General features: G+C 56.4%; 27 protein-coding genes and 1 tRNA gene. 17 read left to right on the top strand and 11 right to left on the bottom strand.

The annotated features are described in order from the left end of the window. Window positions 1-244 precede the first annotated feature (244 nt). Both ttcA and ACXJGX_RS12440 read right to left on the bottom strand, forming a co-directional pair. Window positions 245-1,084 (bottom strand): tRNA 2-thiocytidine(32) synthetase TtcA, encoded by an 840-nt coding sequence (gene ttcA, locus ACXJGX_RS12445; RefSeq protein ID WP_474782127.1) that lies wholly within the window; start codon window positions 1,082-1,084, stop codon window positions 245-247. Window positions 1,085-1,209: 125 nt separating this feature from the next. Then, the gene (locus tag ACXJGX_RS12440) at window positions 1,210-1,605 is read right to left on the bottom strand and encodes an MAPEG family protein (protein WP_474782125.1); all 396 of its coding nucleotides are present in this window, start codon (window positions 1,603-1,605) and stop codon (window positions 1,210-1,212) included. Window positions 1,606-1,708: 103 nt separating this feature from the next. Between ACXJGX_RS12440 and ACXJGX_RS12435 the strand changes: the two genes are divergently transcribed. Beyond that, on the top strand, window positions 1,709-2,080 hold the full coding sequence (locus ACXJGX_RS12435) for a winged helix-turn-helix transcriptional regulator (RefSeq protein WP_474782123.1): 372 nt from the start codon (window positions 1,709-1,711) through the stop codon (window positions 2,078-2,080). Here the strand turns inward: ACXJGX_RS12435 and yidD are convergent. The 4 genes from yidD to ACXJGX_RS12415 form a co-directional block, all read right to left on the bottom strand. Beyond that, entirely contained in the window at window positions 2,077-2,298 is a 222-nt protein-coding gene (yidD, locus tag ACXJGX_RS12430) for a membrane protein insertion efficiency factor YidD (protein WP_474782121.1), read from the bottom strand. The two genes, ACXJGX_RS12435 and yidD, sit on opposite strands and share 4 nt — an antisense overlap. Beyond that, a complete protein-coding gene (gene rnpA / locus ACXJGX_RS12425) occupies window positions 2,295-2,627 on the bottom strand; it encodes a ribonuclease P protein component (RefSeq protein ID WP_474782119.1) in 333 nt (110 codons plus the stop codon). The genes yidD and rnpA overlap by 4 nt, the downstream gene beginning before the upstream one ends. A gap of 74 nt (window positions 2,628-2,701) precedes the next feature. Then, a complete protein-coding gene (gene rpmH, locus ACXJGX_RS12420; RefSeq protein ID WP_296431992.1) occupies window positions 2,702-2,836 on the bottom strand; it encodes a 50S ribosomal protein L34 in 135 nt (44 codons plus the stop codon). 69 nt (window positions 2,837-2,905) lie between these two features. Further along, window positions 2,906-3,037: a hypothetical protein gene (locus tag ACXJGX_RS12415; protein WP_474782117.1), complete on the bottom strand. Its 132-nt coding sequence runs from the start codon at window positions 3,035-3,037 to the stop codon at window positions 2,906-2,908. An 81-nt stretch (window positions 3,038-3,118) separates the two neighbouring features. Between ACXJGX_RS12415 and ACXJGX_RS12410 the strand changes: the two genes are divergently transcribed. The 7 genes from ACXJGX_RS12410 (at window position 3,119) to ACXJGX_RS12380 (ending at window position 10,929) form a co-directional block, all read left to right on the top strand. Then, a complete protein-coding gene (locus ACXJGX_RS12410) occupies window positions 3,119-3,841 on the top strand; it encodes a TVP38/TMEM64 family protein (RefSeq protein ID WP_474782115.1) in 723 nt (240 codons plus the stop codon). Window positions 3,842-3,844: 3 nt separating this feature from the next. Continuing rightward, entirely contained in the window at window positions 3,845-5,263 is a 1,419-nt protein-coding gene (locus ACXJGX_RS12405) for a dihydrolipoyl dehydrogenase family protein (RefSeq protein ID WP_474782113.1), read from the top strand. Window positions 5,264-5,272: 9 nt separating this feature from the next. Beyond that, complete coding sequence (locus ACXJGX_RS12400) at window positions 5,273-6,673, top strand: sensor histidine kinase (protein ID WP_474782111.1); 1,401 nt, start codon at window positions 5,273-5,275, stop codon at window positions 6,671-6,673. A 59-nt stretch (window positions 6,674-6,732) separates the two neighbouring features. Beyond that, window positions 6,733-6,809: transfer RNA gene (locus tag ACXJGX_RS12395), tRNA-Arg, on the top strand. Window positions 6,810-7,158: 349 nt separating this feature from the next. Continuing rightward, window positions 7,159-8,676: a catalase gene (locus ACXJGX_RS12390; protein ID WP_474782109.1), complete on the top strand. Its 1,518-nt coding sequence runs from the start codon at window positions 7,159-7,161 to the stop codon at window positions 8,674-8,676. A 200-nt stretch (window positions 8,677-8,876) separates the two neighbouring features. After that, window positions 8,877-9,191, top strand: coding sequence for an antifreeze protein (locus ACXJGX_RS12385; protein ID WP_474782107.1), 315 nt, complete (start codon window positions 8,877-8,879; stop codon window positions 9,189-9,191). 58 nt (window positions 9,192-9,249) lie between these two features. Beyond that, window positions 9,250-10,929, top strand: coding sequence for an FAD/NAD(P)-binding protein (locus ACXJGX_RS12380; RefSeq protein ID WP_474782105.1), 1,680 nt, complete (start codon window positions 9,250-9,252; stop codon window positions 10,927-10,929). A 339-nt stretch (window positions 10,930-11,268) separates the two neighbouring features. On the opposite strand, the gene ACXJGX_RS12375 is transcribed toward ACXJGX_RS12380, so the two are convergent. Next, window positions 11,269-12,027, bottom strand: a complete 759-nt coding sequence (locus ACXJGX_RS12375; RefSeq protein WP_474782102.1) for an ABC transporter permease — start codon at window positions 12,025-12,027, stop codon at window positions 11,269-11,271. 103 nt (window positions 12,028-12,130) lie between these two features. Here ACXJGX_RS12375 and ACXJGX_RS12370 point away from each other — a divergent pair, with 103 nt between their 5' ends. Continuing rightward, window positions 12,131-14,233 (top strand): 4Fe-4S binding protein, encoded by a 2,103-nt coding sequence (locus tag ACXJGX_RS12370; RefSeq protein WP_474782100.1) that lies wholly within the window; start codon window positions 12,131-12,133, stop codon window positions 14,231-14,233. Further along, window positions 14,230-15,105 carry an FAD:protein FMN transferase gene (locus ACXJGX_RS12365; RefSeq protein ID WP_474782098.1) on the top strand — a complete coding sequence of 292 codons (876 nt, stop codon included), beginning with the start codon at window positions 14,230-14,232 and terminating at the stop codon, window positions 15,103-15,105. Before ACXJGX_RS12370 ends, ACXJGX_RS12365 begins: the two co-directional genes overlap by 4 nt. Window positions 15,106-15,600: 495 nt before the next feature. Here the strand turns inward: ACXJGX_RS12365 and ACXJGX_RS12360 are convergent, their stop codons facing one another. After that, window positions 15,601-16,494: a substrate-binding periplasmic protein gene (locus ACXJGX_RS12360; protein ID WP_474782096.1), complete on the bottom strand. Its 894-nt coding sequence runs from the start codon at window positions 16,492-16,494 to the stop codon at window positions 15,601-15,603. Window positions 16,495-16,506: 12 nt separating this feature from the next. After that, window positions 16,507-17,208: a cytochrome c-550 PedF gene (gene pedF, locus ACXJGX_RS12355; protein WP_474782094.1), complete on the bottom strand. Its 702-nt coding sequence runs from the start codon at window positions 17,206-17,208 to the stop codon at window positions 16,507-16,509. A 147-nt stretch (window positions 17,209-17,355) separates the two neighbouring features. On the opposite strand from pedF, the gene ACXJGX_RS12350 reads away from it, so the two are divergent. From ACXJGX_RS12350 to ACXJGX_RS12325, 6 genes are read left to right on the top strand one after another with little or no spacing between them, the layout of a single operon-like run. After that, window positions 17,356-18,522: an ABC transporter substrate-binding protein gene (locus ACXJGX_RS12350; RefSeq protein ID WP_474782092.1), complete on the top strand. Its 1,167-nt coding sequence runs from the start codon at window positions 17,356-17,358 to the stop codon at window positions 18,520-18,522. Further along, window positions 18,519-19,475, top strand: a complete 957-nt coding sequence (locus ACXJGX_RS12345) for a YVTN family beta-propeller repeat protein (protein ID WP_474782090.1) — start codon at window positions 18,519-18,521, stop codon at window positions 19,473-19,475. Before ACXJGX_RS12350 ends, ACXJGX_RS12345 begins: the two co-directional genes overlap by 4 nt. Window positions 19,476-19,488: 13 nt before the next feature. Then, a complete protein-coding gene (locus tag ACXJGX_RS12340) occupies window positions 19,489-19,917 on the top strand; it encodes a hypothetical protein (protein WP_474782088.1) in 429 nt (142 codons plus the stop codon). Beyond that, window positions 19,914-20,630: an ABC transporter ATP-binding protein gene (locus tag ACXJGX_RS12335; RefSeq protein WP_474782086.1), complete on the top strand. Its 717-nt coding sequence runs from the start codon at window positions 19,914-19,916 to the stop codon at window positions 20,628-20,630. Before ACXJGX_RS12340 ends, ACXJGX_RS12335 begins: the two co-directional genes overlap by 4 nt. Beyond that, window positions 20,627-21,418 carry an ABC transporter permease gene (locus tag ACXJGX_RS12330; RefSeq protein ID WP_474782084.1) on the top strand — a complete coding sequence of 264 codons (792 nt, stop codon included), beginning with the start codon at window positions 20,627-20,629 and terminating at the stop codon, window positions 21,416-21,418. The genes ACXJGX_RS12335 and ACXJGX_RS12330 overlap by 4 nt, the downstream gene beginning before the upstream one ends. A 59-nt stretch (window positions 21,419-21,477) precedes the next feature. Continuing rightward, window positions 21,478-22,014 carry a tetratricopeptide repeat protein gene (locus ACXJGX_RS12325; protein ID WP_474782082.1) on the top strand — a complete coding sequence of 179 codons (537 nt, stop codon included), beginning with the start codon at window positions 21,478-21,480 and terminating at the stop codon, window positions 22,012-22,014. Here ACXJGX_RS12325 and ACXJGX_RS12320 read toward each other — a convergent pair. Next, window positions 22,011-22,664, bottom strand: a complete 654-nt coding sequence (locus ACXJGX_RS12320; protein ID WP_474782080.1) for an ABC transporter ATP-binding protein — start codon at window positions 22,662-22,664, stop codon at window positions 22,011-22,013. The genes ACXJGX_RS12325 and ACXJGX_RS12320 overlap by 4 nt on opposite strands. A 4-nt stretch (window positions 22,665-22,668) precedes the next feature. Further along, window positions 22,669-23,640: an ABC transporter substrate-binding protein gene (locus tag ACXJGX_RS12315; protein ID WP_474782078.1), complete on the bottom strand. Its 972-nt coding sequence runs from the start codon at window positions 23,638-23,640 to the stop codon at window positions 22,669-22,671. Between the two features lie 237 nt (window positions 23,641-23,877). Here ACXJGX_RS12315 and ACXJGX_RS12310 point away from each other — a divergent pair, with 237 nt between their 5' ends. Continuing rightward, window positions 23,878-25,641: a PQQ-dependent methanol/ethanol family dehydrogenase gene (locus ACXJGX_RS12310; protein WP_474782076.1), complete on the top strand. Its 1,764-nt coding sequence runs from the start codon at window positions 23,878-23,880 to the stop codon at window positions 25,639-25,641. The last annotated feature ends 110 nt before the right edge of the window (window positions 25,642-25,751 follow it).

Genomic DNA, 25,751 nt, shown 5'->3' with positions numbered 1-25,751 from the left:
CGGCACTCGTTTAAAAATCACACCCGCTATCATTACGATATTGATAGCGATGCATATCCTTTGACACAACCGCGCGTCGCACAGAGTTTGTGCATGCGCTCGCAAATGAGCTAAAGACACCACATGTTTTTCCGGTCTGCGCAGACCGCGAAGAGCATTTTTTGTGCAAACTTCAAACGTTTAGCACTGTTCAAAGCAGAATACGAAAAGGCGGTTCGCACCAGAAGGCGATCCGGAACCGGCTTTACTTCGCGTCGGTTGTACCGCGAGTCAGCGCAGCAAAATCGAACAGCTTTGGGTCCAGCAAATGCGATGGGCGCGCGTTCATCAATGACCGGAACATGACCTGCCGCCGACCCGGGCTATTGCTTTCCCAGCCATCAAGAATTTGCTTCACCTGCTGGCGCTGTAGCCCGTCTTGCGATCCACATAGATCGCAAGGAATAATCGGATAGTTCATCGCCTGTGCGAATTTTTCGCAGTCGTCTTCGGCCACATGAGCAAGCGGACGGTAGAGAAACAAATCACCTTCTTCGTTCACCAGTTTGGGCGGCATCGTCGCCAACCGCCCACCGTGGAAAAGGTTCATAAAGAATGTTTCCAGAATATCATCGCGGTGATGACCCAACACGACAGCGGAACAGCCTTCTTCGCGGGCGACACGATACAGGTTCCCGCGCCGCAAACGCGAACATAGCGCGCAGAAAGTGCGTCCTGCAGGCACCTTATCCATGACGATAGAATAGGTATCTTGATATTCGATCCGGTGCGGCACACCCATCTTTTCCAAAAACTCTGGCAAAACAGTGGCCGGAAACCCGGGCTGTCCCTGATCCAAATTGCACGCCAGCAATTCGACAGGCAGCAGACCGCGCCATTTCAGCTCGTACAGGACGGCCAACAGCGTATAACTATCCTTGCCACCTGACAGACACACCAGCCATTTTGCGTCGCGTTCGATCATGCCATATTGATCAATCGCCTCGCGCACATTTTGCACGATGCGTTTGCGCAGCTTTTTGAACGCCGTGGTTTTCGGCGCACCAAAAAAGAGCGGGTGAATATCGTCTGCGTCATCTAACATAAACGTCCTATGCCAGAACCCGTGCGCCCTTCCAATATGGTTGTTTCACAAATACTGCCGAAAGTGGTGTTGCCCCGGCAGTTTTGAGCAGCGCCGGACGTAAAATTGAACCCTGCAAAGCTGCCCTAGGGAATAAGGGCCGCGATCGCACCGATATAGGTCACAACAATTGCGGCCATGCCAGCCGCCCAAAATGCAGACCGTAAACGGTTGATTCTCGCCCAATAGGCCAACAGGAACCCAGCGCGCGCAACAATGTAAACGCTTGCAGCCATAGCCGTCAGCAACGTTTGTCCGGCGACCAGAACCAAAACGACAACGGCAGGTCCATACATCGCGGCGGATTCAACAGTATTTCGCAGGGCGCGCGCCGATCGGCCTGCGAAGCCATCGTCGGGTAACGGTTGTGACCGATCCGTCATCACAAAGCGCACGCCTTTGCTCCGAACGGTATAAAGATGTTGCACCGCGGCCGCTGCAAATACGAACGCACCAATTGCCAAAAGAGCGACAAGTTCCATGTCTTTATCCCTATAGTAACTTTCGAATCGATAGTTACTATAAGTCGACTGACTTTCAAATCAAAAGTTTGAAATCCTGCGGCCCTTTTGCTAGTCTCGCACCATGACAACACAACACCGAAGCCCCTGCCCCATCTCGAGTTTTCTTGACCTTCTTGGGGACAAGTGGACACTGCTGGTCGTGCGTGATCTGCTAGTCGGAAAAACACGGTTCGGGGAAATAGAGGCGGGACACGAACATATCCCCACCAGCATATTGGCGAATCGCATGAAAGCATTGGTCGCACATGGGATCGTGACGCGCGTGCAGTATTCGGAACGGCCACCGCGCTTTGAATATCACCTAACCGAAAAAGGCGCGGCTTTGCGTCCTGTTCTGATCGCAATGAGCAATTGGTCAGAGCAAAATTTAGCAGACCGCTGGCACACACCCGATTGGTTTCACCAAGGGCGGCCGGCACCGGGGCGCGTTTAGTCGGGAACGTTGTCGATCCCTGACCCACCCCATGGATGACAGCGCCCAATGCGCCGAATCGTCAGCAAGCTGCCTTTGATCGCGCCATGCTTTTCCAGCGCCTCAAGCGAATAGGCCGAACACGTCGGATGAAACCGGCATCCCAGCCCGATCCATGGGCTTAATACCAAACGGTAGGCCCGAACGGGCAGCGATACGATATAGGCGGCTGGGGTCATGTGTGCACCTTGATCACCGCCCGCTGCATATCTGAAATCAACTGATCAAACGCCAAATCGGCGGTGACGTCCTTGCGTCCAACCAGCACGTAATCCCACCCATCACGGCCCATTTCGGGCAGCACAATGCGGGCAACCTCGCGCAACCGACGCTTGGCACGGTTACGAGCAACGGCATTGCCAACTTTTTTAGAGCAGGTAAATCCAACGCGAATCCCCTCTGCTTCGCCGTCAGCGCGCTTACGGGCTTGCAGGTGAATACCAGGGGTGCCTTGTCTGCGGGCATGCGACGCGCGCAGGAAATCAGCGCGCTTCGTCAATACCGTCAAACAAACGGAAACCGCCGGAGTACCATTTTCTGGCGCAACCGGCGGTTCTAATCCGTTCAAAACGTACTTCGCGCCTACGCGCTAAGCTTCGCACGGCCTTTGGCACGGCGATTGTTCAAAATACGACGACCGGCCTTTGTGGCCATCCGTGCGCGGAATCCGTGGCGGTTCTTACGAACCCGGTTAGATGGTTGGAACGTGCGCTTCATCGCGTTCTCTCCGGTTCTAGGCCAAATCCAAAAAGGATTCTAAGCCGATCAACATTTCAGACCCGTCCTTTAGAGCGGGTAGCCCAGCATGTCAACGCGGTTGCCGCCGACAATCTGCAACATTTCCAAGAAAGTCACAGGTGCGTATGTTTCAATGCCAACCAACAAACGGGTTAAATCTGAAACAAGCAGGGCATTCACATCAATGCAGCGTGATATGGCTATCGCAGGGGCGATGTTATGTCCATCTATGGGTCAAATCGCTGTTCACGAAAGATAATTATGACTGCTCCTTCAACCCGATCATTTGTTCGCAAATTGCCGCTGATCACAATTATTATGGTCGCCGTGATCGGCACGTATCTGCTGCGCGATCACCTGACCTTTGACGCGTTGTCACAGAATCGCGAATCCCTGCTCGCATTCCGCGACAACAATTACCTTCTTACCGTTTTGCTGTTTCTGGGGGCCTACGTGGCAATCGTAGCATTTTCGCTTCCTGGTGCCACAATCGCGTCGCTCACCGGGGGCTTTCTGTTCGGGATCTTCCCCGGTACGCTGTTCAACATGGTCGCGGCAACGCTGGGCGCGACCGGAATTTTTTTAGCAGCGCGTTGGGGCTTTGGCGAAAGCCTGGGCCAACGCATTGACGCATCGCAAGGCGTTGTCAAAAAAATCAAAGCAGGGATCAATGAAAACGAATGGTCGATGCTGTTTTTAATGCGGCTCCTGCCGATCGTTCCATTCTTCATGGCAAACCTGATCCCCTCTTTCTTGGGCGTACCCCTGTATCGGTTTGTGGTTTCGACTTTCTTGGGAATTATCCCCGGCGCCTTTATCTACACCTCTGTCGGCGCAGGTCTGGGCGAAGTGTTTGCATCAGGCAAAATGCCAAACCTTGGAATCATCTTCGAACCCGCTATCCTTTTTCCCATTTTGGGGCTGGCGGCATTGGCCGCGCTGCCAATCCTCATCAACATGTTGCGTAGCAAGAAAGGTCGGTAACCCATGAACCGGATCAAAACAGATATCTGTATCATTGGCGGCGGGTCGGCCGGGCTGTCTATCGCAGCAGGCGCAGTTCAAATGGGCGCAAAGGTTGTCCTGCTTGAAGGTCACAAGATGGGTGGCGACTGCCTGAACTATGGTTGCGTACCCTCAAAGGCCCTGATCGCATCCGCAAAGCAGGCCTATGCCATGTCGCACGGCGCGAAATACGGCGTGGCCGACGTGGGCGCGACCGTCGACTACGCCGCCGCAAAGGACCACGTTCAAGACGTCATCGCCACCATCGCCCCCGTTGACAGTGTCGAACGCTTCACCGGGCTTGGGGTGCAGGTAATCCAAGAATTCGGGCGCTTTATTTCCGGAACCGAGGTACAGGCCGGTGATACCGTCATCACAGCCCGCCGGTTCGTCATCGCAACGGGGTCTGGCCCGCTGGTGCCCCCGATTCCGGGGTTGGACACAACCACCTTCTACACCAACGAAAACATCTTTGACCTGCGCGAAAAGCCCAAGCACCTGATCATCATCGGCGGCGGCCCCATCGGCATCGAAATGGCACAAGCCCACCGCAGACTGGGCTGCAATGTCACCGTAATCGAAGGCGCCAAGGCCATGGGCAAAGACGACCCCGAACTGGCCGCCATCGTATTGGACAGCCTGCGCGAAGAAGGGGTAAATATCGTCGAACACGCAACCGCCGAAAAGATTTCCAGCATTGACGACACGATCACCGTTCATACGGCCAAAGGTGACTTTACCGGGTCTCATCTGCTTGTTGCGGTTGGACGCAAGGTCAACATCGAAAAACTGGACCTCGACAAGGCTGGCGTCAAACATGACCGGCGCGGCGTGACCGTGGGCGATGACCTACGTTCCGTCAGCAACAAAAAAGTCTACGCTGCAGGCGACGTTGCGGGCGGGCTGCAATTCACTCATGTCGCCGGATATCATGGCGGCATTCTGGTGCGGACACTCCTGTTCGGCTGGCCATTCAAGACCCGCACAGACCACATCCCATGGGCAACATACACCGACCCCGAATTGGCACAGGTCGGCCTGACCGAAGCCCAAGCCACTGAAAAATACGGCGACAAAGTCGAAGTCGTGCGGGCCGAAATGCACCACAACGATCGTCTGATCGCGGAACGGAAAACCAAGGGATTGATCAAGGTGATGGTGGTCAAAGGCCGCCCTGTCGGTACGTCAATTGTCGGGCATCAAGCGGGTGAACTCATCGGGATGTGGTCGATGGCCATTGCGAACAACCTGAAGATGTCCGCCATCTCGAACACCGTTTTGCCATATCCCACCGTGAACGAGGTTAACAAACGGGCTGCGGGTGCCTATTTTACACCAAGACTTTTTGACAACCCAATGGTAAAGCGCATCGTAGGCCTTGTGCAGCGTTGGTTGCCATAGCGAGGAACGATGATCAACACACTCTCTGGCCGTTTCCTGATCCTGACGGTCATCTTTGTGATGCTGGCCGAGGTGTTTATTTTCGTGCCCTCTATCGCACGGTTTCGTCAAGATTACCTGCTCGCCCGGCTTGAACGTGCGCAAATCGCCTCGCTCGCGCTTGAGGCGGACAATATGATCACGCCCGAGCTCGAGGCGGAGCTTTTGAAAAACGCCGAGGTCTACAACGTCGTCCTGCGCCGCAACGAGATGCGGCAGCTTGTGCTATCGTCACCCATTCCCACGCCCATCACAGCGACATACGACATGCGCGCACCCACAAGCATTACGCTGATACGTGATGCACTCGGCACGCTGATGGACACAAATGAACGGGTGATCCGCGTGATCGGCAACCCGGTGCGCGACGGCGGCTTGCTGATCGAGATTACTGTCGATGACATGCCACTGCGGACGGCGATGCTGCAATACGGCTGGAATATTTTCCTGCTGTCCGCCTTTATTTCCGTTGTGGTCGCAGGGCTGCTGTTCTTCGCGGTCCGCATCTTGCTGGTCAAACCAATCAAGGGCGTCGTGGACCATATGCAGGCCTATGCGAAATCCCCCGAAGACGCGCGCCAGATCATTACACCATCATCCGGGATCAAAGAATTGCGGGACGCTGAAAACGCCCTGCAAATGATGCAGACCCAGCTTACGACAGCGCTCAAGCAAAAAGAACGGCTCGCGCAGCTTGGCAGCGGTGTCGCCAAAGTAAGCCACGATTTGCGCAACATCCTGACATCCGCACAACTTTTTACCGACCGCATCGAAGGATCGGTCGATCCACTGGTGCAACGGATGGCCCCCAAACTGGTGGGGTCAATCACACGCGCCGTGAATCTTTGCGAAACGACGCTGGCATTTGGACGTGTTGAAGAACCGGCGCCCGCGCTGACCCGCGTGAACCTCGCGCAAATCGTCGGCGATGTGATTGACGCCGAACGACTTGCCGCAGGGGACTATCCGCTTTCCTTTGCCGAAGACGTCGCGGCGTCACTGACCCTGCGCGCAGACGGCGAACAGCTTTACCGCGTCATCCAAAACCTTGTGCGCAACGCCCGTCAAGCGATCATGGCCACAGGAAAACCGGGTGAAATCGGCATCCACGCGCATGAGGACGACGAGCGATGGCACCTGACGGTGTCGGACACCGGACCCGGCCTGCCCGTCAAGGCGCGCGACCATCTTTTTCAACCGTTCCAAGGTGGGGTGCGTAAAGGTGGCTCTGGCTTGGGGCTGGTTATTGCGGGTGACCTGGTCCGCGGCCATGGCGGCAGGCTTGACCTCGCCCGCACCGATGAAACCGGCACCACATTCGTGATTCAACTGCCCAAGGCCGACCTCGCGCTGGCCGAAGAAGATGAGTGAAAAGAATCGAAATAGGGCCTTGCGTCCCACCGCAACCCCGTCTAAATCCCCCCATACGCGGATTGGTAGCTCAGTTGGATAGAGCACTTGACTACGAATCAAGGGGTCGGGGGTTCGAATCCTCCCCAGTCCGCCATTTAATGCTCATAAGTGTTTATTTTATACGAAAAATGTAAATTGCGCATTTTTAGTTCCGACATACGTTCCCACACATGGCGTTTGTTTGAAATGGGCGTTCAGACCAAATCAGTCGTATTTCCGGTAATCAGCTTGCTTGTTCGTTGCGGCTGATTTGCGCGTAGGCGCCGACAGTCTGCGGGGCCAAGCCCAATTTGCTGCGATTGCGCCTAGGTGTGTTGCGTCACATCGGTTGGCCCAGGTTACGGTTCTGGTCGATGACAGATCATCTTTAAGTGGAACTTTTTGGCGTGTCGTCACGTTTGGTAACATTGAAGCTCCTGAAAGCCAGCACGGAAAGTCAGATCATGACCAGCAAGAAAGCCACACCGCCAACGACCAATGATGCCGGTATACGTGTTCAAAGCGATGAGCACTCACTTACTGTGGGGCCGGACGGCCCAATCGTATTGAACGACCATTATCTTCTTGAACAAATGGCCAATTTCAACCGTGAACGCATCCCTGAACGTCAGCCACATGCGAAAGGGTCCGGCGCCTTTGGTACATTTGAGACCACGCAAGATGTCTCGCGCTATACCAAAGCCAAGATTTTCCAGCCCGGCGCGAAGTGTGACGTTGTGATGCGGTTTTCGACCGTTGCCGGCGAACGCGGCAGCCCTGATACTTGGCGCGATCCGCGCGGTTTCTCGGTCAAAATGTATACCGAAGACGGTAACTTTGACATGGTTGGGAACAATACGCCAATATTCTTCATTCGTGACCCATTGAAATTCCAACATTTTATCCGCAGTCAGAAACGTCGTGCAGACAACGATTTGCGCGATCATGACATGCAGTGGGATTTCTGGACTTTGTCCCCCGAAAGCGCACATCAGGTGACCTATCTTATGGGTGACCGTGGTATTCCAAAGACATGGCGCGAGATGAATGGATATTCGAGCCACACATATTCCCTGATCAATGCCGAGGGAGAGAAATTCTGGGTCAAGTTCCACTTTCATAGCAATCAAGGTGACGGGAACGCTTACCTGAGCCAAGATGAAGCGGACAAACTTGCCGGGACTGACGGTGACTTTCACCGTCGTGATTTATTTGACTCAATCGCCAAAGGTGACCACCCAAGCTGGACCTTAAAATGGCAGGTGATGCCATTTGAGGATGCCAAGACCTATCGCATAAACCCGTTTGACCTCACTAAAGTATGGCCGCATGCGGATTATCCGTTAATCGAAGTCGGCACGCTGACATTGAACCGCAACCCAACTGACTTTCATACCGAGATCGAACAGGCAGCATTTGAGCCGAACAACATGGTGCCCGGAATTGGCTTGTCGCCGGACAAGATGCTTTTGGCGCGCGGTTTTTCATATGCTGACGCCCACCGGGCACGGCTGGGTGTGAACTATAAACACATACCGGTGAACAGTGCCAAGTCGCCGGTCCACAGCTATTCAAAGGATGGTCAGGGGCGCACCGTGAATGTCGCAGATCCTGTCTATGCACCGAATTCCTACGGCGGCCCATCTGCCCAACCCGAACCGGGTGAAGAAGCGGGTTTATGGTATTCTGACGGCGAAATGGTGCGTCAGGCTTATACCCTTCGTGAAGATGATGATGACTGGACCCAAGCTGGAACACTTGTGCGAAAAGTCATGGACGACGACGCGCGCAAACGTCTGGTCGACAATGTTGTTGGACATTTGACCGCGGGCGTGAGTGAAAAGGTGCTTCAGCGTGCGTTTGAATACTGGCGCAACATCGACCGCGACACTGGTGACAAAATCGAATCCGGCGTTCGCGAAAAACTGGGCGGCGCATCGGATGCTCCCGGCCTTGCGTCTGCCAAGAGCATTGGCGGTTAATCCGCATCGCCGATGCGTTATTTCGTTGCGTAACACCCCACGGTTAAGCCCTTTAACTGAACGCTACCACTGTACTTGCTGAAAAAATGGCTTGGTGTTTTCCGTCGCAAAAATAGGCGGCGGAAAACAATTTAGCCCAGACCGTGCAAGGGTTGGGAACCTCCCGACTTGTCGTACAACAACGAGATAGGACGCCGACTATGATACATCCCAATAATATCGTCGCCATGTGGTCGCTTGGGTTGGCGACCTGCAAAATGACGGCAGAAGCCCAAGCTGTCATCGGGTTCAGGGTCCTTGGCATGGCCGGAATCTGGTCAGTATCGCCAAACGAAAACGCGCGAATGATCACGGAAAAGACGAAGGCCCTGCGCCAAAGCGCATCTGCTGCGTCGCGATCTGCAATGCAGGGAAATCCCCTTGAAAAAGTGTTTTCAAGCGCGCTTATTCCAATCGGGAACAAAACTTCGGCGAACTATAAGCGACTGAGCAAACGTGGTTTCGCAAAACGCTGATCACAAAGTAGCCGCGTATTGGCCACAAATGCGAGGCCGCAGTAAAAGGACGGCATCAATGCCAACAGATAATCAACGCCCAAGCATTGCCATCGTCGGCATGGGACCACGCGGTTTGGGTGCGCTTGAAGCGCTAGCAACACAGCTTGGCAACACAGATTTAGTCTTTGACGTTGATATCTTCGACCCGATTAAACACCTTGGGGCGGGCCCTAACTTTTCCCCGGACGAAACCGAACTGTGTCTTCTGAACATTCCAATCCGTGAGATTTCCGTTGAGCCGCCAGCGTTCCCCGGCGCGCAAGTCGGTCAGTTCTCGGATTGGCCGTCGCTGTCAGGCGACCCCGATACATTTCCACCGCGCGCAATACTTGGCGAATATTTCGAGGCGCGGTATCGTGACCTGGACCGGAATGCCAAGGCGCTGTGTTTGTCGCAGCGCCCCGAAAAGGTAACTGACATTCAAAACGAAAACGACGGGTGGTGGATCGAAACGGGCAACCAGCGCTTTGGCCCCTACCACGAAGTACTTTTGACCCAAGGACAACCCGCCACGAAACCGGACGAACAGCTTGGCCGATGGACGGACCATGTTCAAAACAATGCTGGTGAACTGTCTGCGGCCTATCCGGGAACGACCTTATTGAAGTCCGCGAAAAACTGGGCAGGAAAGAATGTGGCCATCCGTGGACTAGGACTGTCGACGCTGGATGTTCTGCGTATTCTGACCTGCGGATTGGGTGGCCGGTTTGAAAACGAACGCTACATCCGTTCAGGCAATGAACCTACGCGAATTCTACCTTTCTCACTGGACGGTCATGCCCCGGTTCCGAAACCTGCGAACGCAAAACTTGACGCAATGTTTGACCCAACCAAGGACGAGACGAAAGCGTTTGGTGCGGCATTGAAGAATGCGACAACCCAAACTCAGGAAACCGCAATCATAACCGTGTCTGAAGCTTTGGTTGCCCCAGCAGCGCGTATTCTGAAAGAGATGGGAAACCCGCTTAAGGAAGACGACGTGCGCAATTGGCTTACAATGGAACGCGATGCGCCGGGTTCGCAAGAAACGCAATCGCCCACCGAGGCACTGCGCACCGGCATTGGCATGGCGGACGGCGACCTTTCCCCATCAATTGGGTTCGTCATTGGGCAACTTTGGCGAAAATGGCAAAATGCCCTAAGATCAGGTTTCAACTCTGCGCAGATCAGCCCTGAAACAGCGAAGGCGTTGATCACCTTTGATGAAGGGTTGAAGCGTTATTCATACGGCCCGCCCGTGCGATCAGCAAAAGAACTGCTCATGCTCATTGACGCCGAATTCGTTGACCTACGTGCGGCAGATGACCCGAATATCAGGTTAATCGCGGAAGGTTGGCAGCTTGTCGACGAAAATAAAGAAATCGCGGTATCGGTGATGATTGATGCGGTAATGCCTTCGCCTGCGCTTGACACGACTGCAGACCCGCTAATCGAAAAATTGATGGCGAAGGGGTATATTAGTGCAGTTTCCGACGGACTGGGCGCGAGCGCCAAAGCAGACGGTCAGCTAATCGGACAGAACGACACCACACCCTTATGTATGCTGGGGCGTATGTCACTCGGCAGCGTCATCGCCGTGGATTCAATTCATGATTGCTTTGGAGCAGCCACCAAACGTTGGGCCGACGGGGTTATTTCCCGGCTTGATAGAACGCAGCGGCAAAGTTGCGATATTTTGGATGAAACAGCACTGTAGACCAAAAGTCTCGTTCACCTCTCGCAAGAGCGTTTCAGCATTCAAAAGCTTTTTGACAATAGGCGCTGGCGGATACGACCTAACGATTGCATCCGTATTGCCGTAACCCGCGGCCAGCACAAAGGGATGCTTTTCTCTGCGATTGGGACCGACGTTTGCGGCCCTAGATTTACGTCAAGAATAGCAAAGGTAATGCTGTTTTTCCGATATGGGCTAGGGCATCGTCGACAGAACCCGCCATATGCGTTTCTGATGCGCCATGGTCGTTTAGGATGTCACATGCATCAATAACCGATCACGGGACATGCCACGGATGGGTCAGCTGAACCGGCCCAAACATCAGCGCCAGCGCGTCGCCCGCCGTTCCAGCAATTTTATCACCGTTCCTTCCAATATCAGTATCACACCCACAAAGCTCAGCGCATACGCCAAAACATAGCCAATTTCGAACAGCTGGAAATAAAGGTGAATCTGGAAACCGACGCCATCGCTGCGCCCTAGAAACTCTACGACCAGCACGATCTTCCAAATAATTGCCAGACCGTTGCGGATGCTGGACGCAATGAATGGCCAAAGCTGTGGTAGCACGACGTGCTGAAACCTTTGGACGACGCCCATACGAAATGAACGTGCCATCTCGTCAAGTTTGGGATCAAGCGCACGCGTGCCTTCGCGGATGGTCACGGCGACCATTGCGGTTTTGTTCAGCGCGACCGCGGTAATCGCGGCAACCTCATTCAAACCAATCCACAGATAACAAAGCACGATGACGACCAGCGCCGGAATATTCAAAAATACGACCAGCCATGCCCCAAACCATCGGTCAAGGGTCTGGCTGGCCCCCATAGACACCCCGATGATCATGCCAAGCACCATCGCCAGCCCGAATGCCGCTGCCACCCGCCAAAGCGTTGCGGATATGTGCATCAAAAGCTTTCCCGATGCGGCTTCGGTCTGCACGATCTGCCACACGGCCAACGGGCTGGGCAAAACAGTCGGGTCCGCCTTGAACCAGGCCAGAACCCACCACAACAGCACCAGACCTATCAGCGACACGACCGCGATCAGACCGTTCATATGGGGAGGGACTGTTTTCATAACGGCAGCTTGCCATGAATCGAAAGCGCATCCCAATGGCAAATACCCTTTCGATACCTAAGTCGTATTTGAGCGTTCCCACTGGTCGCCTATCCTTTGCCACATGCACTGCGCCCGCCGATTATTTTCAGCATTCTGGTTGTTCGCGGTTGTCATCGTGAGTGCAGGATCATCTGTTGCCGCCCCGTTGCAACGCGAAGCCATCGAACCGCTGATCGTCCCGCCAATGTCACTGGGCGAAAAGATGAACGATGAAGGTGTCTGGGAGCTACTCAATTCCGGAGGCGCCGCCGCCGGATATGTGTTCGAGACGGAGCCGATGGCGCCTTTGCCGGGCTTTTCAGGTGCGCCAATCAACATGCTTGTCATTCTGGATCTTGATGGTCGGTTCCTTGACGTCAAGCTGATCTCGCACAACGAACCAATTTTCGTCTCGGGGCTGGGTCAGGCAGCATTTCACAAGTTCTTTGAACAATATCGGGGCCATTCCATTTCCGACACGCTTGTCGTCGGCACCCCGTATGGCAATGGTGGTGACGGATCGGCACTGGTGTATCTGGACGGGGTGACCAAGGCCACTGCATCGGTCCGGATCGCGCATGAAAGTATCCTTGCCGCGACCCTGAAGGTCGCCCGCGAGAAGATGAATGGGATCGCCACCGGCCCGCCCGCTTATCCCGATCCGTCCTACAGCGAAGATCTGCAATGGGCCGATCTGGTGGCACAGGGTCTGGTAACCCACACAACCTTTAGCAATGCGCAGATTGATGCAGAATACAGTGGCACGATCTGGGCGTATGACGATCCTGCCGCCCGCGCGGAGCCGGATGGCGCCTATCTGGACCTGTGGGTCGTTGATCTGGGTCCACCGGCGATTGCGCGCGCCGTGCTGTCAGACTCCAGTTATGCGGAATTGCAGCGGTTCATGGCCATCGCGACGACAGATGAACCTGTGCTTGTGATTGAAACCGCGCGCCACGGGCTGGTGACCGATGATTTCGTGCGCAACACGTCGCCCGATCTGATCAGCGCAGAACAGGGCGGCTTTCCCATCGCATTCCGCGACGCCGATATCTATGTCCAACTGCATCCCGATCTGCCCGATGCACTGCATGATGGGGCGAAGCTGCTCTTGCGCACTGATCGCAGACTGGGTTTCGACCCGACGGCGGAATGGACACTCAAGGTACAGGCATTGCGCGCCCATGGTATGTTCAAGCCAGAGATCGGATCAGTCACCATCGACACGAATTTGTCCACCGACGCGCGGTTCTTTCTGCGCCCTGACGTTGTGCGGCCCAGCCCGCCATGGCTGGACGCGTTGCGTAACCGCGCGTGGGATTTGATCGGGCTAGGGGTATTTTTGGTCGGGCTCTTCGCTGTACTGGGTCTGCGGTTAAGCCGACTGGCGGCGCATCGGCATTATATGCCGATCCGGCTGGTGATCCTTGGGTTTATGACTGTCTTTGTCGGTTGGTGGGGACAGGGCCAGCTGTCCATTGCCACACCGCTTGCCGTGATCCGCACAGTGGCAGAGGGCGGTAGTTTTGCATTTCTGCTTTATGATCCGTTCTCGCTCATGATTTGGGGCGTGTCGATCGTTGGTTTTGTGGCTTGGGGCCGGGGTCTATTTTGCGGCTGGCTGTGTCCGTTTGGCGCAATGCAGGAATTCGCCCATCACATCGGACGCGTCCTACACGTGCCGCAGATCGTACCGAACCCCGCGTGGGATGACCGCCTGAAATGGATAAAATATGCAGTCCTTGGGGGGCTGGTGCTGCTGATCTTTACGGCGCCGGCGCGTCTGGATAAAGCGATCGAGGTTGAACCCTTCAAGACCGCGATCACCACGTTTTTTATGCGCGAATGGTATTACGTCGCGTATGCTGCGGCGCTTTTGCTATTGTCGATGGTGCTGTTCAAAGGGTTCTGCCGCTATATCTGCCCGCTGGGCGCGGTTATGGCCATCGGCGGACTGATCCGCGGGCGCGACTGGATTGCACGCCGGCCTGAATGCGGATCACCTTGCCAGTTATGCCGCGTAAAATGCAACTATGGCGCGATAAAAGCGACTGGCGAAATCCAGTACTCAGAATGCTTCCAGTGTTTGGACTGTGTGACGATCCACGAAAGATCTGATCTTTGCGTTCCATTGATCCTTGCGGCAAAACGGGGCCGAAGCCTGCAAAAGGTGGCCGCCGAATGACCCTGACCCGTCGCCGCTTCCTGACAATTACTGCCGCCCTTGCAGCGAACCCTGCCAGCGCGGGAACCGAACATTGGCGGGGTCAGGCGCTGGGCGCGGACGTCAGCGTGACGGTCCGTGGCCCCCGCGAAGCTGCCCGCCACGCAATCGCCGAAACCCGTACGCTTCTGGCACAGATCGACGCTTTGTTCAGCCTGTACGACCCGTCATCCACCCTGTCACAGCTAAACCGTACGGGCGTATTGAACGCGCCAGACCCCCGTTTCGTAACACTGATGCAGGCGGCGGATTGGGGCTTTCGCGTGACCGGCGGGTTGTTCGACCCCACGGTGCAACCGTTATGGCTGGCCAGTGCAGCAGGGCATGACCCAGCGGCAGGGTGCGCCGCCGTGGGCTGGAATAGGGTACGTTTCAATGCGGGCTTGGTGCAGCTGGATACCGGTCAGGCGCTGACCTTTAACGGGATCGCACAAGGGTTTGCGACCGATCTGGTCAGTGACCGGCTTACTGCTCTGGGCCTGCGCGATGTGCTGGTCAATATTGGTGAATACCGCGCGCTTGGCGGGCCATGGCGGTTGGCAATCAGCGATCCTATGCATGGGATGCTGGGGATGCGTACCTTGACGGACAGCGCAATCGCGACATCAAGCCCTACGGCGATGCAACTTGGCGCGCAAACGCATATCTTGCATCCAACCGCCCGACCAAATTGGTCAACCGTATCGGTCGAGGCGACCACCGCGACACTGGCAGATTGTTTGTCGACCGCACTTTGCCTTGCGCCACGCGATCAGATCGCTGCGCTTCGGGATGTCCCAGAGGTGATGCGGATCACGCTGGTGGATTTCGACGGGAACCTGTTCACGGTTTGAAACCCACAAAAGCTCACCGCCAGATGGCTGGGGTTTCGCAACCAGCGCGTGGTATCGCCCAACAGCGCACCTGACAGTAATTCAGAAACTTAGTTTGATGCGTTCATCGTTTCCGCAAGCACTTTGGCCAAGACAGAAACCGCGAGTGTTCCAGCGTCGCGGGTGGACGGGACCAGCCCCAGTCGAAATACTGGTTGGTGCCGATTTTATCATGCTGATGATGTGATCCCAAAACGTCTACTGGATCACGTTCAGCACGCCATCCGTTTTGCACGACCGTAGCTTCGAACCCATCGTCAGAAGGTCCGGACATTTCGGTGCAGCGCGGCACACAAACCTGAAGGACTGCGGGATCAAGAAGTCAGGCCCAGACGATTGCACCGTCGGCATTGATCGCGGGGCTCTCTGATCGTTTCAGGGCAAATTGCAATTCTTGGCGGTGAGGCTTTGGCAATGGTGCACCATGGAACTCGAGACACAGGACCAATGCACCCCTTATCGGACGGGGGGTTGAAAGCTCAGGCCATAGCTGGCGTGGATCGCGGCGATACGCCCGTCCTGCAATGCCGCGCTAATGGCATCGTCAACGGCATAAGATAGCGGTCGGTAGCGAAAATTCACAGCCACACCCAGCGTCCATTTGCTAACAGCAAAGCCCGCCAGTGGCGGCTGATGCACGTCGGAGCTGTCGGACAATCCATATTCCAACTGGCCCAGCGGACCCATCGCGGCCATCACCTCGCCAGCATTCAGCGCGGCCATTGCGTCGGCCATGCGGGGATAATGCTGCATTTTCCCCGCCAGTTGCCCGCCCGCAAAGGATGCCAGATAGAAATCCGCAATCGAATCGTTTTCAACCGCGACACTGTCGAACCGGAAATAGGCCGGAATTGGTTTTTCATCCGGATAGCTGGCCTTGTCATAGGCGATGGCGATGGATTCGGCGGCGTATTGACCGGTAAAAACCACCTGCTCCACCCGGCAGGTAAATGCGCTGTCGTAGGGCACCCGCATCATCACGTTGGATACCGTCCCACCGATCACGGGGCCGATCCAGATGTTATTGCGCAAATCGGCCTCAAGGTTTTCGCCGGCAGATACGAAGTTGAACCGCGCTGCCACGCCCAAATCTTCGGCAATCAGTCGGGCGATATCGACATCAACGCCGCGCGGTGTGCTGCCATCCTGCCAGCTATAGGGCGCAAAGGCGTCGTAGACGGCGAAGGTCATGAACCCTTGATCAATAATCTGGTCCAACTCTTGACCAACGATATCGCGGCTGGCGTTTTGTGGCCGCTGCTGCGGGACGTAGTCGGCACACGGATCTGATGCATGGGCCTGCCCCCCGAGGGACAGGCCGATTACGAGATATGCGGACCGCAGGAACATCGCCCTTTGATCCTATTGTGCCGCCGACAGACCGATGGTCAGCGTTTCGGCTGCGGCTCTATAGGCGTCGGGAGTACCGTCGATTTGCTTGGCGGCGCGGTAGGCCACGCTATCGGCGACAGGGGCGCCAGAAATCGTGGGGATTTCGTCCGCAATGTTGTTCAGGCGGGCAATAATCACGTCCGGTTCGGCGCCGGATGCATCATCCGCAAACGCTAACAACTGGTCACGCATTTCTTTAAGTTCATCCGTAAAGTCGGCCATGACAAGATCGTCGGGACGCGTTTCGACATAGGTGCGGATCGCCCATGCGGCGTCCTGTCCCAGCAATTCGCCAAAGGCGGGCATCTTGGTCGTTCCGTTCTGGCTGGCGCCGGTGCGGAACCGTTCAACATACCATTCATCGCCGTATTCTTCGGCTTCCAGCAGGCGCAGATCAGGGGCCAGTCCGCCCGAAATCACCTCGAGGCCGTGGCAACGTGCGCAGTTCTGGTTGTAACCGGACGCGCCAACTTCGATGGCGCGCAACCAGACCTCTTCACCCGCCGCATCGGCGCGATAGGGGTTTTCGGTCAACCATTCTTCGCCGTTCTCAGGCAGGCCGGACGTATCGACAGTAGAAATACCCAGCGGCAATCCGGCGGCAAATGCAGCACTGAACAGGCTCGCGTATAGTACGCCCCCCAATGTAAATTTGGCTTTGATAGGTTTCATTTGTCGCTCCTGGTTCATGCTTTAGAAATTCGTCTAGAGCTAACATGCTATTCTGGCCGAGGCATATTGGACCTTCGTTACAGGTCAACTGCCACCCAGACCAAGGTCGTATTCTGGGGGCACCGTAAGGCTGATAGATTCTTCAGTATGAGATGGAATATCCTAACCACCGTTATGGCCGGATTTGTTTTGTGCACTGCGGCCCAGGCCGAGGTGGTGTTGCAGGTCGGGTATCTTTCCGTTTTCGAAACATTACCGCCGACGCTGTCGAACCTTGACCCCGAACCTGCCGATATCGGCCTTGCGGGCGCCCAAACCGGATTGGACGACAACGCCACCACCGGCAGTTTTCTAGGGCACAGTTATGACATGACAGTGCGCCAGCTAAAAGAAGGCGAAGACCCGCTTTCTGCGGCAACCGATCTGTTGGCGCAGAGCCCGTTTCTGATTGTCGACGCCACTGCCGATGTTCTGCTGACCATCGCAGACCTGCCACAAGCGCAAGGCGCAATCATTTTCAACGCCGCTGCGGGTGATGTGACCCTGCGCAGCGCCGACTGCCGCGTCAATCTGCTGCACAGCGTTCCGTCGGATGCGATGCGCACCGATGCCCTGGCGCAATTTTTTGTGTCCCGACGATGGGACGATCTGGTGATGATCAGCGGCACACATGCGCAGGATTTGACCTATGCCGATGCGATGCGCCGCAGCCTTACCAAATTCGGCCTGCGCCTTTCGGGTGAAAAGACGTGGGCCTTTGACGCAGACATGCGCCGCGCCGCGTCGCAAGAGGTGCCGCTGTTTACCCAAGACCTTGGGGATTACGATGTCTTGATCCTGGCCGATGAAGGACATGATTTCGGTCGTTACGTTCTTTACAACACGTGGTATCCACGACCGGTTGCCGGCTCCGAAGGCCTGTCCGCCCTGACTTGGTCGCCGGTGATCGAACAATGGGGCGCGGCGCAGCTGCAAAGCCGGTTTACCGCAGCCCACGGGCGCAACATGACCGGCCAAGATTACGCCGCATGGGCCGCGATCCGCACATTAGGCGAAGCCGTAACGCGTACCAACAGTGCCGATGCTGAGACACTGCGCGCCTACATCTTGTCGGATGATTTCGCGCTGGCAGGTTTCAAGGGGCGGCCGCTGACCTACCGCGCATGGAACGGACAATTGCGCCAGCCAATCGCACTGGTACATCCGCGTGCGCTGGTCGCAGATGCCCCTCTCGAAGGATTTTTACACCAGACCAATGAACTTGATACTCTCGGGCTCGATCGGCCGGAAAGTAAATGCGAGGCTTTTGAATGATACGTACCATCGTGTTTGCTGCGACATGTCTGGCGTCTCCGGCGCTTGGCGGCGAAATCTGGGTCACCAACGAAAAGGACAATACGGTGTCCGTGATATCGACCGAAACGCTTGAGGTGATCCATACCTACGCCACCGGCGAACGCCCGCGCGGCATCACCTTTTCGCGCGATTACAGCCGTGTTTATATCTGCGCGTCCGACAGTGACGCGGTGCAGGTAATGGACCCCGCCACCGGTGAAATCCTGCACGATCTTCCGTCGGGCGAAGACCCAGAGCAATTCGTCCTGCACCCCGACGATCGACACCTATATATCGCCAACGAAGACGACGCGGTTACGACCGTGGTCGATGTCGAAAGCCGCAAGGTGGTGGCACAGATTGACGTGGGCGTCGAACCCGAAGGTATGGCCGTATCCCCAGATGGCCGGATCGTGATCACCACGTCGGAAACGACCAATATGGCCCATTGGATCGACGCTGAAACACAGAGAATTTTCGCCAATACTCTGGTGGACAGTCGCCCGCGACATGCTGAATTCATTCATGACGGCGCACAGCTTTGGGTCAGTTCCGAAATCGGCGGATCGATCACGGTTTTCAATGTGGCAGACCAGACGGAAATGGCCAAGTTCAGCTTTGAAATTCCAGGCGTTCATCCTGACCGGGTGCAGCCTGTCGGCTTTGAATTCACTGCCGACGAAAAGACAGCATTCGTGGCGTTGGGCCCGTCTAACCATGTGGCTGTGGTCAACGCCGAAACCTTCGAGGTCGAAGAATATATTCTCGTGGGTCGCCGTGTCTGGCATATGGCGTTCAACGACGACAAAAGCCTGCTGTTCACAACCAACGGCGTATCAGGTGACGTCACGGTCATTGACGTGGCATCGCGGCGTGCCGTCAAATCCATCAAGGTGGGGCGCTACCCATGGGGGGCGGCTTACCGCCCATAACAAGGACAACAGGATGAAACACCTTGCGATGATCCTCGCTTTTCTTGCCGTGACCGGTCCCGCTTTCGCGCATGAATTGGGCATGGCCGGCGTCCTGTCAGCAAGCAACAAGGTCGACCTGCCACCGATTACCCTGTCAGCGGGTGCGCCAATCGCAACCGAACCTTGGGTGCTGCAATCAGGCATGTACTATGAATTTGAAATTCAGGGTGACGGCAGTCAGGAACTGGGGCTTGTTGGCCCTGAATTCTTTCGCGCGATCTGGATAGACGAGATTGTGGTCGCCGGGCTTGAAATCCGCCCTCTCGGCCTTGATAGCATCGAATTCGACCAAGCGGGCGAGATGGAGATCGGCTTTGTCGCGATCAAACCCGGCCGCTACTTTATGAAGCTCCCCGGTACCACCGGCGAGACGCAGCGCATCGAGATCACGATCCAATGAACGGGATCCGTGTCGCAGGTCTGTCGTATTCATATGGCACGAAAGTTGCGCTGGATGATGTCAGTTTTTTCGTTGAACAGGGTAAATTCTGCGCCTTGCTTGGCCCGAACGGGGCGGGCAAATCAACCTTGTTCAATCTGCTGACCCGACTGTTTGTCGCCCCGCAGGGCACGATCGAAATCGCTACCCATGACCTTGGTCGGAACCCGCGCGCGGCGCTTGCGTGTCTGGGGATTGTGTTTCAGCAAACGACACTGGACCTTGATCTGACGGTGCGTCAAAACCTGCGCTATTTCGCGGCATTGCACGGGTTGTCAGGGCGCGACCGGGCGCGCCGCATCGACATCGTGCTGGACCGGCTCGATATTGCGGACCGGGCAGATGACAAGGTCCGGTCGCTGAATGGCGGACACCGGCGGCGCACGGAAATTGCCCGCGCGCTGCTGCACGATCCGGCTGTTCTGCTGCTGGACGAACCCACAGCGGGGCTGGACGCGGCGGCGCGTGTGGCCATCACCGATCATGCGCACAGGCTGGCAGATGCTGGGACGACAGTCCTGTGGGCCACCCATCTGGCGGATGAGGTCAGGCTGGACGACAGGCTGGTCCTGCTGCACCGCGCCCGGATTTTGGCCGACGGACTTGCAGGCGACATCAGCGCGGGCCAGCCGTTGCAACAGGCGTTTTTGGACCTGACGGCGGACAAGGCATGAACGCCTATTTGACCTCCATGACCGCCATTGTGGCGCGCGAGGCACTGCGCTTTGTCCATCAGCGTGAACGGTTTGTTGCCGCGCTGGTGCGCCCGCTGGTGTGGCTTTTGGTCTTTGCGGCCGGATTTCGTGCGGCGCTGGGTCTGTCGATCATCCCGCCCTACCAAACCTATATCACCTATGAAACCTACATCATTCCCGGCCTGTGCGGCATGATTTTGCTGTTCAACGGGATGCAATCGTCGCTTTCGCTGATCTATGACCGCGAAATGGGGTCGATGAAGCTGCTCCTGACCAGCCCGCTGCCGCGTTGGTGGCTGCTGCTTTGTAAATTGCTGGGTGCGACCACGATTTCGGTCTTGCAGGTATATGCGTTTCTGGCGATCGCTGCCGCCTTCGGTATAACCATGCCTATGCTTGGCTACGTGGCCGTGCTGCCTGCCCTGATCGTAGCCGGCGTGATGCTGGGTGCGCTGGGGCTGCTTTTGTCAAGCTTCATCAAACAGTTAGAGAATTTCGCGGGCGTGATGAACTTTGTCATCTTTCCCATGTTCTTCTTGTCCTCGGCGCTTTATCCATTATGGAAAATGGCGGAATCGTCGGCGTTGCTGTATAAAATCTGTGCTGTGAACCCGTTTACCCATGCAGTCGAATTGGTCCGGTTCGCGCTTTACCTCAACTTCAACGGGCCCGCATTGGGCTGGACCCTGTTGGCGGCGGCGGTGTTCACGACTGCCGCTCTTTGGGGTTACAGCCCCGAAGGGACAGGAATACGGCGCAGGGGCTGACCTTTTCTACGACCATAGCGCGGCTGATTTGTTGGGCGATCCGTGGTAGTATGATAATTATGAAACATATATCCCTTCTGATTGCCCTGATCGCAACACCAGTCCATGCCGAAGAAGCTGCCGAATTCGGCACGCTCAACCCGGACGAATTGTCATGGCAATCAGTCATTGCGCGCGCCGAACAAGGCGAGACGAGCATGACAGTCTGCGCCAGTGGCTATATGCTGACAAAGTCGGGCGATCATAAAGCCGCCCGCGCGATATTCGAGGCCTGCGCCGCTGATGGCTACACCGGTGCCATGACGTGGATGAGCCAGCTCGACAACAACGGGTTAGGCGCGCCATACGATCCGGACGCCGCAGCGCACTGGGACCAACGTGCTGCCGAACTGGGTGATCCGGTTGGAAAATTCAACTATGGGATCAATCTGATGCGCGGCCACGGTGTGGCGCAAAACGAAGATCTAGGGCGGCAGTTGGTGGCCGAAGCCGCAGACGCGGGTCTGCCGATCGCGCAGCGGCTGGCGGCTGGCGATTACGATCTGGACGAAGTCACGCCAGACGCCGACAACTGGAAATACGCGCCGCTGTTCTAAATTGCGCCCGCGACATCACTGGAGATTCGCGCAGGGCTGCCTGCCAGCGTCACAACCCGGTCGGCCAGCCTGCGGGCCTCCTCCTCAACATGGGTGACAAGCACCGTCGTGACCTGATGGGTCGCACGCAAGGTGGTGAACAATGTCATCATTTCCTCGACCAGCGCCGGATCCAGCGATACAAAGGGTTCGTCCAGCAACAAAATCGCTGGCTTGACGGCCAAGGCGCGCGCCAGTGACAGTCGCCTTTGCTGGCCCAGTGACAGTCGGTTGGGGTATTCTTCAGCGCGGTGGGCAAGTCCGACATCGGCAAGGACCGCGTCAGCTTCGGCCGGTGATGCGCCAGACGCGATGGTGATGTTGTCGCGCAAGTTCCGCCAGGGCAACAGCGTGGGTTCCTGAAATACCATCGCCGTTTTGCCCGTCACGCTGCAGTTGCCGGTAAACCGGCGCTCCAACCCTGCAAAAATCCGCAGCAGTGATGATTTGCCAATCCCCGATGGTCCGACCAGCGCCAGCGTCTGCCCCCGCGTGACGGTCAGCGCGATGTCTTTCAGGATGGTTTGACCGTTATAGGACAGATCATCCAGTCGCAAATCAAGGACGGGCTCGCCCGTCCTTGATCCTGGCGTAGCGATGTCTGCCAACATACGTTTAGGTTCCGTCCTGCATGAACGTACCCTCGGGCAAGGCGCTTGCGCTTCCCAGCAATTCGGCGCCGCCAAGTTGGTACATCAGCGCCAGCATCCGGCCTGCTGCGCCTTCGTCGATCGGTCCCGGCGCGGGGATACCGGCGCGAAAACCCGCGACAAGGGCGCTGAATTGCGCGTCGGTCTTGGCATTCATGTCAGGGCGCAACCGGTCCCATTCGGCATCATCGCTGGCCAGAATTTCCTTGGCACCACGTGATGCGGCGGCCAGACCGTTGACCAGATCGGGGTTGTCGCGCAGCAATTCGCCCTTGACGACATAGCCCAGCAGCGGCGTTTCGGGATCCAGACCCAGATCGGCAGAGGCTGTGGCCACATCGATCAATGTGCGCATCCCGTCTGCTTCCATCATGGCCATAAAGTGCCAGAAATTAATCCCGGCGTCGATTTCACCTGACATGGCAGCGCCAAAAATCAGAGGCGGCGCACCAAATACCTGCTCTGTCTCGGCAACGAGGTCCATGCCGTAATTTTTCTCCGCATAGGCGCGCAGAATCAGCCAGCTTTTGTCAAGCGGCCCACCCGCGATGCCAATCTTTTGACCCGCCAGATCGGACAGGTCGCGCGAAGGGCTGTCTGCAGGGACCATCACGCCACCCACCGCTTTGGAATAAGGGATAAAGACAAAATCATTTCCCGCGGCCCGCTGTCGCGCAACCCACAGCCAATCCGATACGATCACATCCGCCTCGCCACCTTGAAACGCGACCTGCGCGGCTGATCCGCCAGCGACCCCCTGCACCTCTAGGGTGAAACCGTTTGCGGCGTCCAGCCCGTGATGCTTGATCGTATTCAATTCCCAATTGACCGTGCCAAACTGCAATACGGCGATCCGCAAAACCGGATTTTCGGCTAACGCGGCGGTTGCCATGCAGATGGCCAGCGCCGCTCCGCCAAGCGATTTCATGAATGTCATAGTTGCCTCCCCTGTTGGCGACAGATTACCAGCATTGGCAATCCGCGAAATACGACCAAAGGGGGGGGTGTGCGGGTTTGGCGATATCAAAACAACGCGGCAGTCAAGCTGCCTAGGGTCATATGACCAAGGTTCAATAGCCCTAGAGCGCGGTTTTCGCGAATACTGCGACCGGGTCGGTCCATCAATGTGTGTGGGCTGCATTCAGTTTTGAATGACATAGGGAGGAGCCGAAAAATGAAAAGGTTCATGTTAACCGTAGTCGCCGCGATGACCGCCGCGACACTTGCGCATGCGCAGGTCACCGAAGAAATGCTGTTGAACGACACCGAGTCCACGGGCGATGTCTTGACCAACGGAATGGGGCGGCATTTGCAGCGGCATTCCCCGCTAACAACCCTTAACCGCGACAACGTTGAAAATCTGGTTCCAGCTTGGGCGTTTTCCTTGGGAGGCGAAAAGCAGCGCGGTCAGGAAACCCAGCCGATCGTTCATGACGGTGTGATGTATATCACCGGATCCTACAGCCGGCTTTACGCCATCGACATCAAAACCGGCCGTGAAATCTGGCAATATGATGCACGTCTGCCAGAAGGAATCCTGCCTTGCTGTGACGTCGTTAACCGTGGCGCCGCAATCTATGGTGACAATGTCTATTTCGGGACGCTCGATGCACGTATCGTCGCGCTGAACGCCAAGACCGGCGACGTGGTCTGGAACAAGAAGATCGCCGATTATAAGGCGGGCTACAGCTACACTGCCGCGCCTTTGATTGTGAACGGTCTTGTGATCACCGGCAATTCCGGTGGCGAGTTCGGGATTGTCGGCGAAGTGCAGGCCCGCGACGCTGAAACGGGTGACTTGGTCTGGACACGTCCCGTCATTGAAGGTCACGTCGGCACGCTGAACGGTGAGCCAAGCACGATGACCGGAACACTGAACGCCACATGGCCGGGCGACATGTGGAAGACGGGTGGCGGGGCGACTTGGATGGGCGGTTCTTATGATGCCGACACCGACACCTTGATCTTTGGTACAGGCAACCCTGCGCCATGGAACAGCCACCTGCGCAACGCGGGTACACCTGTCGAAGGCAATGTCGGTGACAACCTTTATGCTGCGTCGCGTCTGGGGATCGATCCGGCGACTGGCGAAATCAAGTGGCACTTCCAGACCACCCCGCGCGAAGGCTGGGACTATGATGGTGTAAACGAAGTGGTCTCTTATACCGACCGCGCCGGGAACGATCGTTTCGCGACCGCTGACCGAAACGGGTATTTCTACGTTCTGAACCGCGAAGATGGCGCATTCATATCTGCCGCGCCATTCGTCAAGGATATCACTTGGGCCGAGGGGATCGACGAAAACGGGCGTCCGATCTTTAACGAGGCGAACCGTCCGGGCGATCCCGCCGCCGCCGCAGATGGCGACCGGAGCGAAGTCGTGTTTGCATCGCCATCCTTCCTGGGTGGCAAGAACTGGATGCCAATGGCGCATTCGCCAACCACCGGCCTGTTCTACGTGCCATCAAACGAATGGGGCATGGATATCTGGAACGAACCGATTACCTACAAACAGGGTGCGGCCTATCTGGGTTCAGGATTTACCATCAAACCGAACTACGCCGATCACATCGGCAGTCTCAAGGCGATCGACCCCGATACCGGTGAAATCGTCTGGGAATTCCAGAACCCTGCACCGCTTTGGGGTGGCGTGATGACAACCGCTGGCGGTCTGGTGTTCACCGGCACCCCAGAAGGCGACTTCATCGCGTTCGATGACACGACCGGGGAAATCCTGTGGAGCTTCCAGACCGGGTCTGGCATCGTCGGCCAGCCGATCACATGGGAACAAGACGGTGAACAGTATGTCACCGTAATCTCTGGCTGGGGCGGGGCTGTGCCGCTTTGGGGTGGTGAAGTCGCAAGTGCGGTGAACTACCTTAATCAGGGCGGCACGCTTTGGACATTCCGCCTGCCAAAGCAATTGGCCTCCAACTAATTTCTTTCTCCCTGACCGAAGAGCGCATCCCCTAACGGGGGTGCGTTTTATTGTCCGTCTAAGACCTTTGGCGAATTGGCAGCACGTCGGCAGGTCTTTATGATGGAGGA

Source organism: Yoonia sp. SWMV100 (genome assembly GCF_056108365.1).
Note: the sequence above shows the minus strand (reverse complement) of the source record. Positions and strands in the feature narration are given on the sequence as shown.

What these genes read in the sequence shown, in the direction of transcription:
- ttcA (WP_474782127.1), bottom strand. Translation starts at nt 1,084, where the DNA reads ATGTTAGATGACGCAGACGATATTCACCCGCTCTTTTTTGGTGCGCCG.
- ACXJGX_RS12440 (WP_474782125.1), bottom strand. Translation starts at nt 1,605, where the DNA reads ATGGAACTTGTCGCTCTTTTGGCAATTGGTGCGTTCGTATTTGCAGCG.
- ACXJGX_RS12435 (WP_474782123.1), top strand. Translation starts at nt 1,709, where the DNA reads ATGACAACACAACACCGAAGCCCCTGCCCCATCTCGAGTTTTCTTGAC.
- yidD (WP_474782121.1), bottom strand. Translation starts at nt 2,298, where the DNA reads ATGACCCCAGCCGCCTATATCGTATCGCTGCCCGTTCGGGCCTACCGT.
- rpmH (WP_296431992.1), bottom strand. Translation starts at nt 2,836, where the DNA reads ATGAAGCGCACGTTCCAACCATCTAACCGGGTTCGTAAGAACCGCCAC.
- ACXJGX_RS12410 (WP_474782115.1), top strand. Translation starts at nt 3,119, where the DNA reads ATGACTGCTCCTTCAACCCGATCATTTGTTCGCAAATTGCCGCTGATC.
- ACXJGX_RS12405 (WP_474782113.1), top strand. Translation starts at nt 3,845, where the DNA reads ATGAACCGGATCAAAACAGATATCTGTATCATTGGCGGCGGGTCGGCC.
- ACXJGX_RS12400 (WP_474782111.1), top strand. Translation starts at nt 5,273, where the DNA reads ATGATCAACACACTCTCTGGCCGTTTCCTGATCCTGACGGTCATCTTT.
- ACXJGX_RS12390 (WP_474782109.1), top strand. Translation starts at nt 7,159, where the DNA reads ATGACCAGCAAGAAAGCCACACCGCCAACGACCAATGATGCCGGTATA.
- ACXJGX_RS12385 (WP_474782107.1), top strand. Translation starts at nt 8,877, where the DNA reads ATGATACATCCCAATAATATCGTCGCCATGTGGTCGCTTGGGTTGGCG.
- ACXJGX_RS12380 (WP_474782105.1), top strand. Translation starts at nt 9,250, where the DNA reads ATGCCAACAGATAATCAACGCCCAAGCATTGCCATCGTCGGCATGGGA.
- ACXJGX_RS12375 (WP_474782102.1), bottom strand. Translation starts at nt 12,027, where the DNA reads ATGAAAACAGTCCCTCCCCATATGAACGGTCTGATCGCGGTCGTGTCG.
- ACXJGX_RS12370 (WP_474782100.1), top strand. Translation starts at nt 12,131, where the DNA reads ATGCACTGCGCCCGCCGATTATTTTCAGCATTCTGGTTGTTCGCGGTT.
- ACXJGX_RS12365 (WP_474782098.1), top strand. Translation starts at nt 14,230, where the DNA reads ATGACCCTGACCCGTCGCCGCTTCCTGACAATTACTGCCGCCCTTGCA.
- ACXJGX_RS12360 (WP_474782096.1), bottom strand. Translation starts at nt 16,494, where the DNA reads ATGTTCCTGCGGTCCGCATATCTCGTAATCGGCCTGTCCCTCGGGGGG.
- pedF (WP_474782094.1), bottom strand. Translation starts at nt 17,208, where the DNA reads ATGAAACCTATCAAAGCCAAATTTACATTGGGGGGCGTACTATACGCG.
- ACXJGX_RS12350 (WP_474782092.1), top strand. Translation starts at nt 17,356, where the DNA reads ATGAGATGGAATATCCTAACCACCGTTATGGCCGGATTTGTTTTGTGC.
- ACXJGX_RS12345 (WP_474782090.1), top strand. Translation starts at nt 18,519, where the DNA reads ATGATACGTACCATCGTGTTTGCTGCGACATGTCTGGCGTCTCCGGCG.
- ACXJGX_RS12340 (WP_474782088.1), top strand. Translation starts at nt 19,489, where the DNA reads ATGAAACACCTTGCGATGATCCTCGCTTTTCTTGCCGTGACCGGTCCC.
- ACXJGX_RS12335 (WP_474782086.1), top strand. Translation starts at nt 19,914, where the DNA reads ATGAACGGGATCCGTGTCGCAGGTCTGTCGTATTCATATGGCACGAAA.
- ACXJGX_RS12330 (WP_474782084.1), top strand. Translation starts at nt 20,627, where the DNA reads ATGAACGCCTATTTGACCTCCATGACCGCCATTGTGGCGCGCGAGGCA.
- ACXJGX_RS12325 (WP_474782082.1), top strand. Translation starts at nt 21,478, where the DNA reads ATGAAACATATATCCCTTCTGATTGCCCTGATCGCAACACCAGTCCAT.
- ACXJGX_RS12320 (WP_474782080.1), bottom strand. Translation starts at nt 22,664, where the DNA reads ATGTTGGCAGACATCGCTACGCCAGGATCAAGGACGGGCGAGCCCGTC.
- ACXJGX_RS12315 (WP_474782078.1), bottom strand. Translation starts at nt 23,640, where the DNA reads ATGACATTCATGAAATCGCTTGGCGGAGCGGCGCTGGCCATCTGCATG.
- ACXJGX_RS12310 (WP_474782076.1), top strand. Translation starts at nt 23,878, where the DNA reads ATGAAAAGGTTCATGTTAACCGTAGTCGCCGCGATGACCGCCGCGACA.